This is a genomic window from Variovorax sp. PMC12 (assembly GCF_003019815.1).
In the GTDB taxonomy this organism is placed as follows: Bacteria; Pseudomonadota; Gammaproteobacteria; order Burkholderiales; family Burkholderiaceae_C; genus Variovorax.
Genome location: NZ_CP027773.1, coordinates 1687527 through 1700618 on the forward strand (window position 1 = coordinate 1687527; position 13092 = coordinate 1700618).

Genomic DNA, 13092 nt, shown 5'->3' on the forward strand with positions numbered 1-13092 from the left:
AATGACCCCAAAAAACGCTCGCGAAAAGAACCGCGGCGTTCACAGGATTGAAACAATCCGGGCCTTGAAAAGCGCCCGGTCAATAGGGGTTGCCCCTGCGAAACCGCCTCAGTGGCTGATCATCCACGGCCGGCGCGACGGCGCGGACTTGGCGCCGTTGGGCGCGGTCACCGTCGCGCCCCGCTTGCCCGAACCGCAGCAGCCACAGCCCGCCGGATGCTTGAAGCGCGCATAGTCCCGCGAGCTGCCCGGCTCGTGTCGCGCCCGCTCGTTGGTCTCCATGGCACGGCGCGTGCCCGACGCCATCAGCGCCAGCCGCGGCGCGGCCGAGAGCACGCGCGGAGAAGCCGTTCCGCAATCCGGGCAGCAGGCGGGTTCGTCTCGCAGCCCCGAGGGCCGCAGCGCCTCGAAGCCGCCGCATTGCCCGCAGGCGTAGTCGTAGGTGGGCATGGGCTGGCCGTCCTTCAACGCAGGTCGTGCGACAGCGGCATGTCGATGCTGCCGTCGATGAACTTCACCGGGCCCGATGCGTTCGGGTTGATGTCGAAGTCGAAGATGCCCGTGGGCAGCCACAGCGTGGCGCACGAGTTCGGCACATCGACCACGCCGCTGATGTGGCCCTGCACCGGCGCCGTGCCCAGGATCGAATAGGCCTGCGCGCCCGAATAGCCGAACTTCTTCAGGTACTCGATGGCGTTCAGGCAAGCCTGGCGGTAGGCCACGTTCACGTCGAGGTAGTGCTGCTTGCCGCTCTCGTCGACCGAGATGCCTTCGAAGATCAGGTAGTCGTTGTACTGCGGCGTGATCGGGCTGGGCTTGAAGATCGGATTCTTGATGCCGTACTTGGCCATGCCGCCCTTGATGAGCGTGACCTTCATGTGCACCCAGCCGGCCATCTCGATGGCGCCGCAGAAGGTGATTTCGCCGTCGCCCTGGCTGAAGTGCAGGTCGCCCACGCTCAGGCCCGCGCCGTCCACGTACACCGGGAAGAACACCTTGGAGCCGCGAGACAGGTCCTTGATGTCGCAGTTGCCGCCGTGCTCGCGCGGCGGCACGGTGCGCGCGCCCTCCGCCGCAGCCTTGGCGCGTGCCTCGCCGGTCATCTTGCCCATGTGGGCCGTGCCGGCGAACGGCGGGTTGGCCAGGCCGGGCACGCGGTCCGGGTCGGTGGCGATGAGCGCCTTCTCGCGTTCGTTCCACATGTCGAGCATGGGCTTGTCGGGCAGGCAGCCGATGAGGCCGGGGTGGATCAGCCCCGCGAAGTTGACGCCCGGCACATGGCGCGAGCTGGTGAACATGCCCTTGAAGTCCCAGATCGATTTCTGCGCCTCGGGAAAGTGATCGGTCAGGAAGCCGCCGCCGTTCTTCTTCGAGAAGAAACCGTTGAAGCCCCAGAGGCTGTCCTGCTTGGCGCCGATGTCGAGCAGGTCGACCACCAGCAGGTCGCCGGGCTCGGCGCCCTTCACGCCCACCGGGCCCGAGAGGTAGTGCACGGTGCTCAGGTCGATGTCGCGCACGTCGTCTGCGCTGTCGTTGTTCTTGATGAAGCCGCCGGTCCAGTCGAAGGTCTCGAGGATGAAGTCGTCACCGGGGTTGACCCAGCAGGCCATCGGGATGTCCGGGTGCCAGCGGTTGTGGATGTTCTCGTTCTCGGTGGGCGACTTGGTCAGATCGACCTTGATCAGCGTGTCCGTCATTTGCGGTGGCTCCTGGTTGGGTTGTGGTTGAACGGAAAATCAAACGGAGAGGTAGGCCTTGATGTGATCCACGTCGGTCTTGTCGCGCGCGGTCTCGTGCACGAGCCGCCCGCCCTCGATGACGAAGAGCCGGTCCGCCACGTCCATCGCGAAGCTGAGCACCTGCTCGGACACGACGACGGTGATGCCGCGCAGCTTACGGATCTCGTTGAGCGCCTTGGCGATGTCCTTGATGATCGAAGGCTGGATACCCTCGGTGGGCTCGTCGAGCAGCAGGACCTTCGGGTCGGTGACGAGTGCGCGCGCTATGGCGAGCTGCTGCTGCTGGCCGCCGGAGAGGTTGCCGCCCTTGCGGCTCTTCATGTCCCACAGCACGGGGAACAGTGCGTAGATTTCCTCGGGGATGCGGCGGGTCTTCGAGTTCTCCAGGCCGGTCTGGATGTTCTCTTCCACTGTGAGCGTGGGAAAGATCATGCGGCCTTGCGGCACGTAGGCGATGCCTTTTGCCACGCGGCGGAAGCTCTCGTCGCGCGACACGTCTTGCCCCGCCACTTCGATGCGCCCGCTCTTCAATGGCAGCACGCCCATCAAGCTCTTGAACAGCGTGGTCTTGCCCATGCCGTTGCGGCCCATGATGGCGATGGTTTCGTTGGCCTTGCCTTCGAACGAGATGCCGTGCAGGGCCTCGCTCTGGCCGTAGGCTACGTGCAGGTCTTGCACCTTCAGTATGAGGTTGCTCATATTGCTGGGATCCTTTGGGTTGTGTTCGGGGGGCTTGCACAGGCCATCGGGTACTCCCCTCCGCGAATGTCCCCCGGGCTTCGCCCTCCTCCTTTATTTCGCTGCGGGGAGCACCCGACGCCCTGTGCAAGGGGACACGCTGCTGGTGCACGACTGATCAACGACTGCGCCGTCCAACGCTCGCGTCGATGGGGTGCCTTGCGCAGCGAAATAAAGGAGGAGGCCGCAGGCCGGGGGACATTCGCGGAGCAAGGTACCCCATCGACGCGAGCGCGCCCTGAAAAACCGCGCGTCATCTAGTGCCCCAGATAAACGTCGATGACCTTGGGATCCGCCTGCACCTTCTCCATGGGCCCCTCGGCAAGGATCTTTCCCTGGTGCATCACGGTGACCTTGTGCGCGATCTGCTTCACGAAGGCCATGTCGTGCTCGATGACGATCACCGCGCGGTTCTGGCAGATGCGCTTGAGCAGGTCGGCCGTGAGCTCGCGTTCGCGCGCGCTCATGCCGGCAATGGGCTCGTCGAGCATCAGCAGTTCGGGCTCCTGCATCAGCAGCATCCCTATCTCCAGCCACTGCTTCTGGCCGTGGCTCAGCAAGCCGGCTTCGGTATCGAGGCGGTCCGCCAGGCCGATCTCTTCCGCAACCGCCTGCACCTTGGCCTTGACCTCGTCGTCGCACTTGAAAGCCAATGCGCCGAACACCGAGCGCCCCTTGGGGAACGACACCTCCAGGTTCTGGAACACGCTCAGGTTCTCGTAGATCGACGGGGTCTGGAACTTGCGCCCTATGCCAAGCCGCACACGCTTGTGCTCGGCCATCTTCGTGAGCTCGGTGTTCTTGAACTTGATGCTGCCGGCGCTGGCGCGCGTCTTGCCGCAGATCAGGTCGAGCAGCGTGGTCTTGCCGGCGCCGTTGGGGCCGATGATGACGCGCAGTTCATTGCGGTCGATGTACAGCGTGAGGTCGTCGATGGCCTTGAAGCCGTCGAAGGACACGGTGAGGTCTTCCACCGCCAGCGCGAAGTCTGTGTTGCTCATGAATGTGTGGCTCCGGTTCAGGCGCGCTGGCTGCCGACGCCTTCTGGCAGCGCGGGCTCGGGTGGTTGTGCTGCGGGCGGTACGGGTGCGGTTGATGCCGGCGGCTTGACGGCGGCATCGCGCAGCGCCTGTCGGCGCGACTTCCACCACGGGCGGATCTTTTCTTCCCACACCCCGGCCAGCCCCATCGGAAAGGCCATGGTCACGCCGATGAACAGGCCCGCCATCAGGAACAGCCACAGGTCGGGGAAGCTCTCGGAGAACAGCGTCTTGCCCGCGTTCACCAGCAGCGCGCCGTACACCGCGCCCACCAGGCTCATGCGTCCGCCGACGGCGCAGAAGATCACCATCTCGATGGAGGGCACGATGCCCACGAAGCTCGGCGACATGAAGCCCACCTGCAGCGCGAACATCGCGCCGCCGATGCCCGAGAGCCCGGCCGCGAGGCAGAAGATGAAGACCTTGAAGTTCGACACGTCGTAGCCGGAGAAGCGCACGCGGTCTTCCTTGTCGCGCATGGCCAGCAGCAGCGTGCCCAGCTTGCTGGTCTGGATCCAGCGGCACAGCAGGATGCTCAGCACCAGCAGGCCGACGCACACGTAATACAGCACGTACTTGGCGCCGTCGGTGCGCGTGTCCCAGCCCAGCAGTGTCTTCAGGTCGGTCATGCCGTTCACGCCGCCGGTGTAGCCCTGCTGGCCGATGATGAGCACGGTGCAGATCAACGCCACCGCCTGCGTGATGATCGCGAAGTACACACCACCCACCCGGCGCTTGAACATCGCGAAGCTCACGAGCCAGGCCAGCGCCATCGGCGCCAGCACCACCAGCGCGAGGCTCAGCGGCAGGCTCTTGAACGGCAGCCACAGCGTGGGCAGTTCGGTGATCTGGTTCCAGTCCATGAAGTCCGGGATGCCGGGCGTGGTCTGGATCTTGGTGGCGACGGGGTCGGAGGCTTCGAGCTTGAGGAACATCGCCATCGCATAGCCACCGATGCCGAAGAACACGCCCTGCCCCAGGCTCAGCACGCCGCCGTAGCCCCACACCATGACGAGGCCCACGGCCACGAAGGCGTAGGTGAGGTACTTGCCCACGAGGTTGAGGCGGAAGATGTCGAGCGACAGCGGCAGCACCACCGCGAGCAGCAGCACCAGGAGCAGCAGGCTGCCGAGCTGGTAGCGCTGGATCGAGGCCTTGATGAAATTCATCGGAACGTTCTCCTGCAAGGGAATCGGGTTCATCAGCGGCGGACCTTGACGGCGAAAAGTCCCTGCGGCCGCATCATCAGGATCAGCACGATCAGCGACAGCGTCAGCACCTTGGCCATCGAGCCGGTCATGAAGAACTCGGAGATCGACTGGGTCTGCGCAATGCCGAAGGCCGAGACCACGGTGCCGAAGAGGCTCGCAGCACCGCCGAAGGTGACGACCAGGAACGCGTCCACGATGTAGAGCGAGCCCGAGGTCGGCCCGGTCGAGCCGATGGTGGTGAAAGCCGCGCCCGCCACGCCGGCAATGCCGCAGCCGATGGCGAATGTCAGGCGGTCGGTCTTCTTCGTGTCGATGCCGGTGGCGTTGGCCATCGTGCGGTTGGCCACGGTGGCGCGCACCCGCAGGCCCCAGCGGCTCTTGTGCAGCGCGACCAGCACACCGCCCGTCACCAGCGCGGTGAGCGCCAGCACGAAGAGGCCGTTGATCGGAATGTCCAGGCCCTCATGCGGCGTCCAGGAGCCCATGAGCCACTCGGGCAGCGTGGGGCTCACTTCCTTGGGGCCGATGAAGGTGCGAAAGATCTGCTGCAGCCCCAGGCTCACGCCCCAGGTGGCGAGCAGCGTGTCGAGCGGCCGCTTGTAGAGATGGCGTATCAGCACCCACTCCACGATCCAGCCGGCGATGAAGGCGAACACGAAGGCCAGAGCGATGGCGATCGGGAAGTAGTACGGCATGAACTCGGGCGCCAGGCTTTCGGTGACGCGCGCGGCCAGGTAGATCGAATAGGCGCCGATGGTCATGAACTCGCCATGCGCCATGTTGATCACGCCCATCTGGCCGAAGATGATCGCCAGGCCCAGCCCCATGAGCAGCAGCACCGCGAAGAGGCTCAGCCCCGCGAAGCCCTGCATGAGGCCGATGTTCATCATGTCCGACAGAGTCATGGCAAGCTGTTCCGAAGTTGGGGTGTTGGCTCCTTCCCCCTCTGGGGGAAGGCTGGGATGGGGGCCTACCGGCGATCGCAAGCGCAAGGCTTCATCAACTGCCGCCGAGCCCCCACCCCTGCCCTCCCCCAGAGGGGGAGGGAGAAAGACAGGATTACTGGTAGCCCTTCGGGAACGGATCGGGCTTGATCAGCTCAGCCGACTCCGCCACCACCTTGAAGGTCCCATCCGGTTGCCCCTGCCCGATGCGTGCCTTGCTCCACAGGTGGTGGTTGGCGTCGAGCTTCACGTAGCCCTCGGGCGCCGTCTTCAGTTCGATGCCGGGCGAGCTGGCCACGACCTTGTCCACGTCGAAGCTGCCGGCCTTCTCCACCGCCGCCTTCCAAAGCCACGGGCCGAGGTAGCCCGCCTGCGTCACGTCGCCGATGACGGCGTCCTTGCCGTACTTGGCCTTGAAGGCTTCCACGAACTTCTTGTTGTTCGGGTTGTCCAGCGTCTGGAAGTACTTCATCGACGAGTAGAAGCCCGCGAAGTTCTCGCCGCCCACGCCGGTCATCTCGTCTTCCGTCACGGCCAGCGTCAGCAGGAACTGCTTGTCGCCGGTGATGCCGGCGGCCTTGAGCTGCTTGTAGAAGGCCACGTTCGAGCCGCCCACCACGGCCGCAAAGATGCAGTCGGGCTTGGCCACCTTGATCTTGTTGATCAGCGAGTTGAAGTTGGTGTGGCCCAGCGGGTAGTACTCCTCGCCCTTGACCGAACCCTTCTGGAAGTTCTCGATGTGCTTGCGCGCGATCTTCATCGAGGTGCGCGGCCAGATGTAGTCGGAGCCCACCAGGAAGAAGGTCTTGGCCTTCTTCTCCTTCGCGCCCCAGTCCAGGCCCCAGATGATCTGCTGCGTGGCTTCCTGGCCCGTATAGATCACGTTCTTGCTCTGCTCCAGGCCTTCGTAGAAGGTCGGGTAGTACAGCAGGCCGTTCTCCTTTTCGAACACCGGCAGCACGGCCTTGCGCGATGCGCTGGTCCAGCAGCCGAACACGGCCGCGCAATGGTCGTTGACCAGCAGCTTCTTCGACTTCTCGGCGAACGTGGGCCAGTCGGAGGCGCCGTCTTCCTTGATGACCTTGATCTTGCGGCCCAGCACGCCGCCCATTGCGTTGATCTGGTCGATGGCCAGTTGCTCGGCCTGGATCGAGCCGGTTTCCGAGATGGCCATGGTGCCGGTGGACGAATGCAGCTGGCCCACCGTCACCTCGGTGTCGGTCACGGCGAGCTTGGTGGTGTTGACCTTGGCCGTGGGGAACTGCCCCTGGCCGAAGCTCAGGCCGCTCAGGCCCATCACGGGCAGCGCCGCGGCGCCCTGCAGCAGACGGCGGCGGCGCAATGCCAGGGCATCGAGGGAAGAATCGGAATCACGCGACATCAGGAAACTCCAGGCAGGTTGTTGGAAAGGAAGGCCGCGCACCATCGCAGTGCATCGGACGGTGCCCCGAGCACCATGGCTGGAACTTTAGAAATCAGCGGCGTATGCGCGAATACGTCATTCAACGTAGCGGCGACAACCGGCCCTGCCCGCAGACTCGCGAGCCGGAGATCGGCGAAAAAAGGGCCCAGGGAGCGCTTCTTGCTGTACCCGCCCCATGCAACCGCCGCCGCGAGAACCCGCCATGCAATCCGTCTCCGGACAGAAGATCTTTCGCATCCGCCGCGACTACAACGCCTGGGTCGCGAACGAGACGCTGGAGGACTACGCCCTGCGCTACACGCCGCGCAGCTTCCGCAAGTGGTCGGAGTTCCGCGTGGCCAACGCGGCCTTCGGCGCCACCTCGTTCCTGGCGCTGGAGGCCATCGGCGGGGCCATCGCCCTGAGCTACGGCTTCTCGAACGCGCTGTGGGCCATCCTGGTCGTCGGGCTCATCACCTTCCTCACGGGCCTGCCGATCTCGTACTACGCGGCGCGCCACGGCGTGGACATGGACCTGCTCACGCGCGGCGCGGGCTTCGGCTACCTGGGCTCCACCCTCACCTCGCTGATCTACGCGAGCTTTACCTTCATCTTCTTCGCGCTGGAGGCCGCCATCCTCGCGCTGGCGCTGCAGATGTACCTGGACTGGCCGCTGTGGCTGCTGTACATGGTGTCGTCGATCGTCATCATTCCGCTGGTGGCGCGCGGCATCACGCTCATATCGGGGCTGCAGCTGTGGACGCAGCCGATCTGGATCGTGCTGTTCGTCTGCCCCTTCGTGGCGGTGCTGGTGAAGAAGCCCGAGCTGTACGCCGACTTCACCGGCCTCGTGGGCCGCACCTCGGACAGCAGCGGCTTCGACCCGCTGATGTTCGGCGCCGCCGCCACGGTGGCCTTCTCGCTCGTCGTGCAGATCGGCGAGCAGGTCGACTACCTGCGCTTCCTGCCCGAGAAGACCGCCGCCAACCGCGTGCGCTGGTGGACGGCGGTGCTGGTCGCCGGGCCGGGCTGGATCGTGCCGGGCATGCTGAAGATGATGGGCGGCGCCTTCCTCGCCTTCCTGGCGCTGCAGCACGAGATACCGGGCATCCACGCGATCGAGCCCACGCAGATGTACCTCACCGGCTTCTCGTACGTGCTGCGCGATCCGGCCTGGGTGCTGGGCGTGACGGTGCTTTTCGTGGTGGTCTCGCAGATGAAGATCAACCTCACCAACGCCTACGCGGGCTCGCTGGCGTGGTCGAACTTCTTCGCCCGGCTCACGCACAGCCACCCGGGGCGCGTGGTGTGGCTGGTGTTCAACGTGGTCATCGCGATACTGCTGATGGCGCTGGGCGTGTTCGCGGCGCTGGAGCATGTGCTGGGTTTCTACAGCAACATCGCCATCGCCTGGGTCGGCGCGCTGGTGGCCGACCTGGTCATCAACAAGCCGCTGGGCTGGAGCCCGAAGGCCATCGAGTTCAAGCGCGCGCACCTGTACGACATCAACCCGGTGGGTCTCGTCGCGATGCTGGTGGCGGCGGCGCTGGCGATGCTGGCCTACTCGGGCGCGCTGGGGCATTGGGCCAAGGCTTTTTCGCCCTTCATCGCGCTGGTCACGGCCATGGCCGTTTCGCCGCTGCTGGCGTGGCGCACGCGCGGGCGCTACTACCTCGCGCGCAACGACATCGAGCGCTGGGCGCCCGGCCAGAGCGTGAAATGCTCGGTGTGCGACAACAGCTTCGAGTCGGAAGACATGGCGCACTGCCCGGCCTACAGCGCGCCCATTTGCTCGCTGTGCTGCACGCTCGAATCGCGCTGCCACGACCGCTGCAAGACCGACTCGCGCGCGGCCGAGCAGATGAGCGGATGGCTGCAGGCGCTGCTGCCGCCGGCCCTGTCGGCGCGGCTCAACTTCCGCGTGGCGCACTACCTGCTGGTGGCCACGTCGCTCATCGCGCTGCTGGCCACGGTGGTGGGCGTGGTCTATGCGCAGGAGGCCATCGCCGGCACCAGCGACTCGACCATGGCCACGGCCCTGCTGAAGGTGTTCGCGCTGCTGTCGGTGGTGGCCGCGGTGGCGGCATGGTGGGTGGTGCTGGGCAGCGAAAGCCGGCAGATGGCGCAGGAGGAATCGAACCGCCACAACAACCTGCTCGCGCTGGAGATCGAGGCGCACCGCCGCACCGACGCCGCGCTGCAGACGGCCAAGGAAGCCGCAGAGGCCGCCAACCAAGCCAAGACGCGCTATGTGGCCGGCATGACGCACGAGCTGCGCACGCCGCTCAACAGCATCCTGGGCTACTCGCAGATCCTGCTCAAGGGCGATGCAGTCACGCCGCCGCGCGAAGCGGTGCAGACCATCCACCGCAGCGGCGAACACATGCTGGGCCTGATCGACGGGCTGCTCGACCTGGCGCGCATCGAGGCCGGCCGGCTGCAGCTGGAGCCCGCGCCGCTGGCGCTGCCGGCCTTCCTGGACCAGCTGGTGCACATGGTGCGGCCGCAGGCCGAGAACAAGGGCCTGGCGTTCGTCTACACGCACGCCGGCCGGCTGCCGCCCTGGGTGCATGCCGACGCCAAGTGGCTGCGGCAGATCCTCATCAACCTGCTGACGAATGCGGTGCGCTTCACCGACAGCGGCACGGTGACGCTGCACGTGGATGCGCGCCGCGAGGTGCTGCGCTTCGACGTGGTCGACACCGGCATCGGCGTGGCGCCGCAAGACCACCAGCGCATCTTCCTGCCCTTCGAGCGCGGCGCGGCCGGCCGGCGCAGGGGCGAGCCCGGCACGGGGCTGGGCCTCACCATCACCGGGCTGCTGACCTCCCTGATGGGCGGCGAACTCAAGCTGGCCTCGACCTCGTCGCAAGGCAGCACCTTCAGCGTGCGCGTGTACCTGCGCGAGGTGGCCGACCCCGGCCCGCAGGCCAGGGCGGGGGCGCCGCGCCAGCCGGTGTCGGGCTACCTCGGCGCGCGCCGCACGCTGCTGGTGGTCGACGACCAGCCGGTGCAGCGCCAGATGCTCGCCGGCATGCTCGTGCCGCTGGGCTTCGAGGTGCGCGAGGCCGCGAGCGGCACCGAGTGCCTGGACAGCCTGCGCGAGGAACTGCCCTCGGCCATCCTGCTCGACCTGACGATGGACGACATGGACGGCTGGCAGACCGCCACGTCGGTGCGCGCCTCGGGCTTTCGCGACATCCCGATCATCATCGTCTCGGCCAACATGTTCGAGAACCAGGCCGAGCGGCTGCGCGCCGCGGGCTGCCAGGCTTTCGTGGGCAAGCCGGTGATCGAGTCGGAGCTGATCGCGACGCTGGAACGCCACCTCGGGCTCGAATGGCTTTCGCCCGGCGATGCGCAGCCACCCGCCGCCGATGACGACGAAACGCCCCTGCGTCCGCCCCGGCTCGACCTGTCGGAAGACGACCGCGCCGAACTCATGCGGCTGGTGCAGATGGGCCACGTGCGCGGCCTGCACACCGCGCTCGACCGGCTGGCCGCCGCATCGCCCTCCGCGGCGGCCACCTGCACCTGGCTGCGCGGCATGGTCGCGCGCTTCGAACTCGACAACCTCCGCAACGCACTGGCAGAAGATGCTGACACCCTCTCCCCTTGAATCGCCCTCGGCCGAACGCCCCGTGGTGCTGGTGGTCGACGACGCGCCCAGCAGCCTGGGCATGCTGTGCGACACGCTCGAGGCCAGCGGCTACACCGTGCTGGTGGCGGCCGACGGCGAGGCCGCGCTGCAGCGGCTCGAGCTGGTGGTGCCCGACGCGATCCTGCTCGACGGCCTGATGCCCGGCCTCTCGGGCTTCGAGACCTGCCGGCGCATCAAGGCCAACCCGGCGCTCGCGCACATTCCGGTGCTGTTCATGACGGGGCTGTCCGAGACTTCGCACGTGGTCGAGGGCTTCGAGTGCGGCGGTGTCGACTACGTGGTGAAGCCGATCCGCGCGCAGGAAGTTCTGGCGCGGCTGCACACGCACGCGCGCAACGCCCGCATCACGCGCATGGCGCGCGACGCGGTCGACGTGGCCGGCATGGGCGTGGTGTTCGTCGACACGCGCGGGCGCATCGCGTGGCGCTCGCCGCAGGCCGCGCTGTGGCTGCATGCGCTGGAAGACCCGGTGGCACCGGGCCTGCTGCCCGCATCGCTCGAGGCGGCGCTGGCGCCGGGCGCGGCCGTTGCGGTCGGCACCGCCACGGGCATGCGCCTGTCGGTGCGCAACCTGGGCGCCGCGGCGCTCGGCGAGACCATGCTGCTGTTCGCGATGCAGCGCGAAGGCCCGGCCACGCGGCTGGCGGAAGCGGCGCTTACGCCGCGCGAGACCGAGGTGCTGTCATGGCTCGCCAAGGGCAAGACCAACCGCGACATCGGCGAAATCCTGGGCACCAGCCCGCGCACGGTGAACAAGCACCTGGAGCACATCTTCGAGAAGCTGGGGGTGGAGACGCGGGCTGCGGCCGCGGCGCTGGCGAGCGGGCAACTGGTGTGATGCCGGACACCCGGGGCGCGAACGGTAGGTAACCCCCGCGGGGTAACCGCCCCAACGGCGCAGGGCTTTGCCCCTTCGAGGCCCCTGTCGCGCTCAGAATCAGGCGCCACCGGAGCAAACAAATGCTGTCAAGCCTTCTGCAGTTTCCGCCCCGCGAAAGCGCCTACAAGCGCAAGTTCCTCAACAACCAGGACGAAAACCTCTTCATGGGCTCGTTCGAGAGTTTCGCCGCGGCCGAGGCCGGCGCGCCGCCCAGCAAGGCGGTGGGCTACGACAACGCGGAGGCCGCCAAGCTCTACAGCCCGCAGATCTATTTCTACGACTACCCGGCGCTTTTCTGGCTCGGGCGTTCGATCGATGCGGGCCTCACGCGGGTGTTCGACCTGGGCGGGCACATCGGCATCAAGTACTACGCGTTCCGGCGGGTGCTGAGCTACCCCGACGACCTGCACTGGACCGTGTGCGACGTGCCCGGCGTGGTCGAAAGCGGGCGCGCGCTGGCGGTGCAGCGCGAGGCCACGGCGCAGCTCGACTTCACCACCGACCCGCGCGACGCCAGCGGCTGCGACCTGCTGTATGCATCGGGCAGCCTGCAATACCTGCCGCAGCGCATCGACGCGATTCTTGCGTCGCTGGCGGTGAAGCCCAGGCGCATCATCCTCAACACGACGGCGGTGCATCCCGAGCGCACGATCTACACGCTCAACAGCATCGGCGTGGCGGTGTGCCCCTATCGCATCGAACACTACGACGAGCTGATGGCGGAGCTCATGCGCTCGGGCTACAAGAAGCGCGATGCATGGCGCAACGAAGGCAAGCCGATCGAGGTGCCCTTCGTGGACGGCGGCGACAAGCCCTACTACGCCGGCTGCTGCTTCGACCTCGGCACCTGAAGCAGCAGGGCCGCGAACCCCTCAGGGAATGACGGCGGGCAGGTTCTGGTCCGCGATGTGGCGCTGCTCGGGCGACAGCGTGTCGTAGAGGCTGGAGAGCGCATCGCTCGCTGCCTGTGCGCGGCGCGCCCGGTCTGCTGCCAGCGCTGCGCGCTGCTGCGCGAACTGCACTGCGGTCTGGTCGTCCGCCGACGCCGCGCTTGCCAAGCCGCCGCGACCGGCCAAGTCCCACACGGCATCCGAGAAGCGGTCCCACAGCGGGGACTGTTCCGGGGTGACCATCAACTGCAGCCGCAGGTCGTAGAGCTTGTCGCGCACCTTGGCCGCCGCCGTGGCGGGCGTGGACAGGCCGTCGCCCGTGCGCTGGCTCGACGCGTTGTCGCTGCGCGCGCCGCGCCGGCCGCCACCTGTGCCACCGCCACCCCCGCCGCCGCCGAACTGAGCGAAGCCGTGGCCGCTCACGGCGATCAATACCGCGGCCAGCGCGAACCGCTGCAGGGGTCGTTTCATCGTCATCCTGGAATCCTTTGATGCAGGCCCGGAAAGGGCCAGGGTGCATTTCAGGAGCCGCGGCTGTCCAGCGGATTGCGCGCCGGTAAACCAGGGGTAAAGGCGGATCGCCGTCA

The 13092-nt window shown here is 66.8% G+C and carries 11 protein-coding genes; 3 read left to right on the plus strand and 8 right to left on the minus strand.

Going from position 1 to position 13092, the window contains the following annotated elements; all coding sequences use genetic code 11:
• Window positions 1-108 precede the first annotated feature (108 nt).
• The 7 genes from C4F17_RS07860 to urtA form a co-directional block, all read right to left on the minus strand.
• Complete coding sequence (locus C4F17_RS07860; RefSeq protein WP_081270125.1) at window positions 109-450, minus strand: zinc ribbon domain-containing protein; 342 nt, start codon at window positions 448-450, stop codon at window positions 109-111.
• Between the two features lie 14 nt (window positions 451-464).
• Window positions 465-1697, minus strand: coding sequence for a formamidase (gene fmdA / locus C4F17_RS07865; RefSeq protein ID WP_081270126.1), 1233 nt, complete (start codon window positions 1695-1697; stop codon window positions 465-467).
• 39 nt (window positions 1698-1736) lie between these two features.
• Window positions 1737-2426, minus strand: a complete 690-nt coding sequence (gene urtE, locus C4F17_RS07870) for an urea ABC transporter ATP-binding subunit UrtE (RefSeq protein WP_106937481.1) — start codon at window positions 2424-2426, stop codon at window positions 1737-1739.
• Between the two features lie 308 nt (window positions 2427-2734).
• Window positions 2735-3478, minus strand: coding sequence for an urea ABC transporter ATP-binding protein UrtD (urtD, locus tag C4F17_RS07875; protein WP_081270127.1), 744 nt, complete (start codon window positions 3476-3478; stop codon window positions 2735-2737).
• Window positions 3479-3495: 17 nt separating this feature from the next.
• Window positions 3496-4686: an urea ABC transporter permease subunit UrtC gene (urtC, locus tag C4F17_RS07880; RefSeq protein ID WP_106937482.1), complete on the minus strand. Its 1191-nt coding sequence runs from the start codon at window positions 4684-4686 to the stop codon at window positions 3496-3498.
• 32 nt (window positions 4687-4718) lie between these two features.
• Complete coding sequence (gene urtB / locus C4F17_RS07885; protein WP_081270128.1) at window positions 4719-5633, minus strand: urea ABC transporter permease subunit UrtB; 915 nt, start codon at window positions 5631-5633, stop codon at window positions 4719-4721.
• 154 nt (window positions 5634-5787) lie between these two features.
• On the minus strand, window positions 5788-7053 hold the full coding sequence (gene urtA / locus C4F17_RS07890; protein WP_106934854.1) for an urea ABC transporter substrate-binding protein: 1266 nt from the start codon (window positions 7051-7053) through the stop codon (window positions 5788-5790).
• Window positions 7054-7297: 244 nt separating this feature from the next.
• Between urtA and C4F17_RS07895 the strand changes: the two genes are divergently transcribed.
• The 3 genes from C4F17_RS07895 to C4F17_RS07905 all read left to right on the plus strand — a co-directional run bounded on the left by C4F17_RS07895 (window position 7298) and on the right by C4F17_RS07905 (window position 12466).
• On the plus strand, window positions 7298-10693 hold the full coding sequence (locus C4F17_RS07895) for a hybrid sensor histidine kinase/response regulator (RefSeq protein ID WP_199851928.1): 3396 nt from the start codon (window positions 7298-7300) through the stop codon (window positions 10691-10693).
• Window positions 10671-11573 carry a response regulator transcription factor gene (locus C4F17_RS07900; protein WP_106934856.1) on the plus strand — a complete coding sequence of 301 codons (903 nt, stop codon included), beginning with the start codon at window positions 10671-10673 and terminating at the stop codon, window positions 11571-11573. Before C4F17_RS07895 ends, C4F17_RS07900 begins: the two co-directional genes overlap by 23 nt.
• Before the next feature lie 122 nt (window positions 11574-11695).
• Complete coding sequence (locus C4F17_RS07905) at window positions 11696-12466, plus strand: TIGR04325 family methyltransferase (protein ID WP_106934857.1); 771 nt, start codon at window positions 11696-11698, stop codon at window positions 12464-12466.
• A 21-nt stretch (window positions 12467-12487) separates the two neighbouring features.
• Here C4F17_RS07905 and C4F17_RS07910 read toward each other — a convergent pair whose 3' ends face one another.
• Window positions 12488-12982, minus strand: coding sequence for a Spy/CpxP family protein refolding chaperone (locus C4F17_RS07910; RefSeq protein ID WP_159053619.1), 495 nt, complete (start codon window positions 12980-12982; stop codon window positions 12488-12490).
• Window positions 12983-13092: the final 110 nt, after the last annotated feature.

What these genes read in the sequence shown, in the direction of transcription:
- C4F17_RS07900 (WP_106934856.1), top strand. Translation starts at nt 10,671, where the DNA reads ATGCTGACACCCTCTCCCCTTGAATCGCCCTCGGCCGAACGCCCCGTG.
- C4F17_RS07860 (WP_081270125.1), bottom strand. Translation starts at nt 450, where the DNA reads ATGCCCACCTACGACTACGCCTGCGGGCAATGCGGCGGCTTCGAGGCG.
- fmdA (WP_081270126.1), bottom strand. Translation starts at nt 1,697, where the DNA reads ATGACGGACACGCTGATCAAGGTCGATCTGACCAAGTCGCCCACCGAG.
- C4F17_RS07910 (WP_159053619.1), bottom strand. Translation starts at nt 12,982, where the DNA reads ATGACGATGAAACGACCCCTGCAGCGGTTCGCGCTGGCCGCGGTATTG.
- urtC (WP_106937482.1), bottom strand. Translation starts at nt 4,686, where the DNA reads ATGAATTTCATCAAGGCCTCGATCCAGCGCTACCAGCTCGGCAGCCTG.
- urtB (WP_081270128.1), bottom strand. Translation starts at nt 5,633, where the DNA reads ATGACTCTGTCGGACATGATGAACATCGGCCTCATGCAGGGCTTCGCG.
- urtD (WP_081270127.1), bottom strand. Translation starts at nt 3,478, where the DNA reads ATGAGCAACACAGACTTCGCGCTGGCGGTGGAAGACCTCACCGTGTCC.
- C4F17_RS07905 (WP_106934857.1), top strand. Translation starts at nt 11,696, where the DNA reads ATGCTGTCAAGCCTTCTGCAGTTTCCGCCCCGCGAAAGCGCCTACAAG.
- urtA (WP_106934854.1), bottom strand. Translation starts at nt 7,053, where the DNA reads ATGTCGCGTGATTCCGATTCTTCCCTCGATGCCCTGGCATTGCGCCGC.
- C4F17_RS07895 (WP_199851928.1), top strand. Translation starts at nt 7,298, where the DNA reads ATGCAATCCGTCTCCGGACAGAAGATCTTTCGCATCCGCCGCGACTAC.